This window comes from Nonomuraea rhizosphaerae (assembly GCF_019396405.1).
Classification (GTDB): domain Bacteria; phylum Actinomycetota; class Actinomycetes; order Streptosporangiales; family Streptosporangiaceae; genus Nonomuraea; species Nonomuraea rhizosphaerae.
Genome location: NZ_JAHKRL010000123.1, coordinates 1 through 2976 on the forward strand (window position 1 = coordinate 1; position 2976 = coordinate 2976).

A 2976-nucleotide genomic window follows, 5' to 3' on the forward strand; every position below is an offset into this window, starting at 1 on the left:
CCCCCCGAGTGACGGGCGCCCCCGCCGAGCGGATCGGCGGGGGCGGACACGGCGGAGCGGACGCGGCGGGTCAGGTGGCCGCCGGGGTGATCGTCTCCTCCTGGGGCGACTCCGCCACCGGGGCGCCGCCGCGCAGCGGGATCTCCTTGATGAAGGCCGCCAGCACCGGCACCGCCACCGCGAACACGATGGCCCACCAGAACACGCCCGAGATCGACGTGGCCAGCGACTCCAGCAGCCCCGTGCGCATCTGGGGCGGGAGCTGGGCCAGCGCCGCCGGGTCCATGCGCCCGCCGCCCGCCGTGACCTGCTCGGCCGCCTGGGCGCCGAAGCGCGAGGTCAGCTCGGCGGAGAAGTGGTTGTTGAACACGGCCCCGAACAGCGACACGCCGAACGAGCCGCCGATCGAGCGGAAGAACGTGGTGGCGCTGCTGGAGACGCCGAGGTCCTTCTGCTCGACGCTGTTCTGGGCGATCAGCATGGTGGTCTGCATGAGGAAGCCCATGCCGAGGCCGAGCACCGCGATGAACACGCCGGTCTGCCAGCTCGGCGTGTCGACGCCCATGGTGGACAGCAGCCACATGCCGAGCGCCATGCCGACGCCGCCGATGACGGGGTAGATCTTGTACTTGCCGGTCGAGGTGATGGCCTTGCCGACGAACAGCGACACGACCATGGCGGCGGCCATCATCGGCAGCAGCAGGAGGCCGGAGTTGGTGGCCGAGGCGCCCTGGACGGTCTGCTGGAACAGCGGCAGGAAGTTGATCGCGCCGAACATGGCGAAGCCGAGCAGGAAGCCGATGGCCGAGATCAGCGTGAAGTTGCGGTTGCGGAACAGCTGCAGCGGCATGACCGGCTCCTCGGCCGTGCGCTCGAACCACACGAACGCCACCAGAGTGACCACCGCGAGCGCGACCAGGGACAGGATCTGCCAGGAGCCCCACGCGTACTGGCTGCCGCCCCACGTGGTGATGAGCACCATCGCGGTGATGCTGATCGACAGCAGGATCGCGCCGAGCCAGTCGATGCGCACCTTGTTGCGCAGCTTGGGCAGGTGCAGCTTGAGCGCCAGGACGACCAGGGCGACGGCGCCGACGGGCAGGTTTACGTAGAAGGCCCAGCGCCAGTCGAGGTGGTCGGTGATGAAGCCGCCCACCAGCGGTCCGGCGATCATGGCCAGGGACATGACGCCGGCCATGATGCCCTGGTACTGGCCACGCTCGCGGGGCGGCACCAGGTCGCCGATGATGGCCATCACGTTGACCATCAGGCCGCCCGCGCCCAGCCCCTGCAACGCGCGGAAGGCGATCAGCTCGGCCATGCCGCCGTCGGGCCCGCCGAGCAGGGCCGAGCCCGCCATGCCGCAGAGCGCGGAGCCGATCATGAAGATGACGATGGAGACGATGAAGATGGTCTTACGGCCGTACAGGTCGCCGATCTTGCCCCAGATCGGTGTGGAGACGGTAGTGCCCAGCACATAGGCTGTGACCACCCATGACAGGTGTGACAGGCCCCCGAGTTCGCCGACGATGGTCGGCATGGCGGTACCGACGATCATGTTGTCCAGCATGGCTAAGACCATCGCGAGCATCAGCCCGGGCAGGACGACCATGACCTCCTTGCGGCGTCCGACTTGCTCCGCCACAACACACCCCCTGTGAACGTCTTGCTTACTTGCCGACCGGCAAGCATAAGATAAGCTAGCAGAACTTACTTGCCGGCCGTCAAGTCAGATAACCCGGAAATAGGTGCAAATTGCGGGAAGACACCCGAACGCGGATCCAGGAGATCGCGCTGCGGCTCTTCACCGAGCAGGGCTATGAGGCGACCTCCCTGCGCGAGATCGCCGAGGAGCTCGGTGTGACGAAGGCCGCGCTCTACTACCACTTCAAGACGAAGGAAGACATCGTCGCCAGCCTGGCCGAGCTGCGCGTGGCCGACCTGGAGGAGCTGCTGGCCTGGGTCAGGACCCAGCCCAAGACCCCTGAGACGCGCCGCGAGCTGGTCCAGCGCTACGCCGACAAGCTCGTGCAGCCGCGTTACCGGGAGGTCACGCGCTTCATGGAGCGCAACCAGACGGCGCTGCGCGACCATCCGAAGATCCACCGGATGCGCGAGGTGATGCTGGAGCTGACCGCGCAGCTCCACGAGCCCTCCGACACGCTGGCCACGCGGATCAGCCGCTCGATGGCGCTGTTCACGCTGCACGCGGCCAAGTGGATGGCCCAGGACGAGTCGCTGACCGAGGAGGAGATCACCAAGGCCTCGCTGGAGGTGGCGCTGCGCTTCATGGAGCCCTGACCGCACGCCATGAAACCCTGACCGCACACCACGGAGCCCCGTCCTCACGCCTGGTGAGCACGGCGAACGCGCCTTCCGCGGCCCTGGCCGTGGCGAGAGGGGCGATTGGGACGTCGCCCAGCGGGCAGGAGCACGGACGCGTTCGTAAAAAGGAGGTTCGGTGGAGGCCACGATAGCGCTCCGGCTGCCCAGGGACGCGGCGAGCGTGCCGCTGATCAGGCAGATGTTCGACGCGACGCTGAACTCGCTGGGGGTGGAGCCATCGGTCCGTGACGACATCGAACTGATGCTCACCGAAGCGTGTTCCAACGTCGTCAGGCACGCCACCCCGAGTGACGAGTACGTGGTCAGCGCCGGCGTCTACGACGACCTGTGCGTGATCCGGGTGGTGGACATGGGCAACGGGTTCGACCCGCCCGAGGCCGGCGAGGCCTCGCTCGGCGCCGAGTCCGGCCGCGGGATCCAGATCATGCGGGCCCTGGCCGACGACGTCCGCTTCACCAACCGGCGTGAGGACGGGACGGTGGTGTGCCTGGAGAAGCGCCTGCGCTTCGCCCCGGGCGCGGCCGGCCCGCACTTCATGACCACCTGAACGACAGTTCGTGATCACCGTCCGACGATGACCGGTTGAAAGACGCGAGACGTCCGCCGTCAGGCCCGGCACCGGGCCGGGCC

At 68.1% G+C, this 2976-nt stretch carries 3 protein-coding genes; 2 read left to right on the plus strand and 1 reads right to left on the minus strand.

Translation table 11 applies throughout. From position 1 onward, the window contains the following. Positions 1 to 70: 70 nt before the first annotated feature. Positions 71 to 1645 (minus strand): MDR family MFS transporter, encoded by a 1575-nt coding sequence (locus tag KME77_RS06105; RefSeq protein ID WP_308250571.1) that lies wholly within the window; start codon positions 1643 to 1645, stop codon positions 71 to 73. 110 nt (positions 1646 to 1755) lie between these two features. Between KME77_RS06105 and KME77_RS06110 the strand changes: the two genes are divergently transcribed. Both KME77_RS06110 and KME77_RS06115 read left to right on the plus strand, forming a co-directional pair. Next, positions 1756 to 2301 carry a TetR/AcrR family transcriptional regulator gene (locus KME77_RS06110; RefSeq protein WP_219462784.1) on the plus strand — a complete coding sequence of 182 codons (546 nt, stop codon included), beginning with the start codon at positions 1756 to 1758 and terminating at the stop codon, positions 2299 to 2301. A 160-nt stretch (positions 2302 to 2461) separates the two neighbouring features. Further along, positions 2462 to 2893, plus strand: a complete 432-nt coding sequence (locus KME77_RS06115) for an ATP-binding protein (protein ID WP_219462786.1) — start codon at positions 2462 to 2464, stop codon at positions 2891 to 2893. Positions 2894 to 2976: the final 83 nt, after the last annotated feature.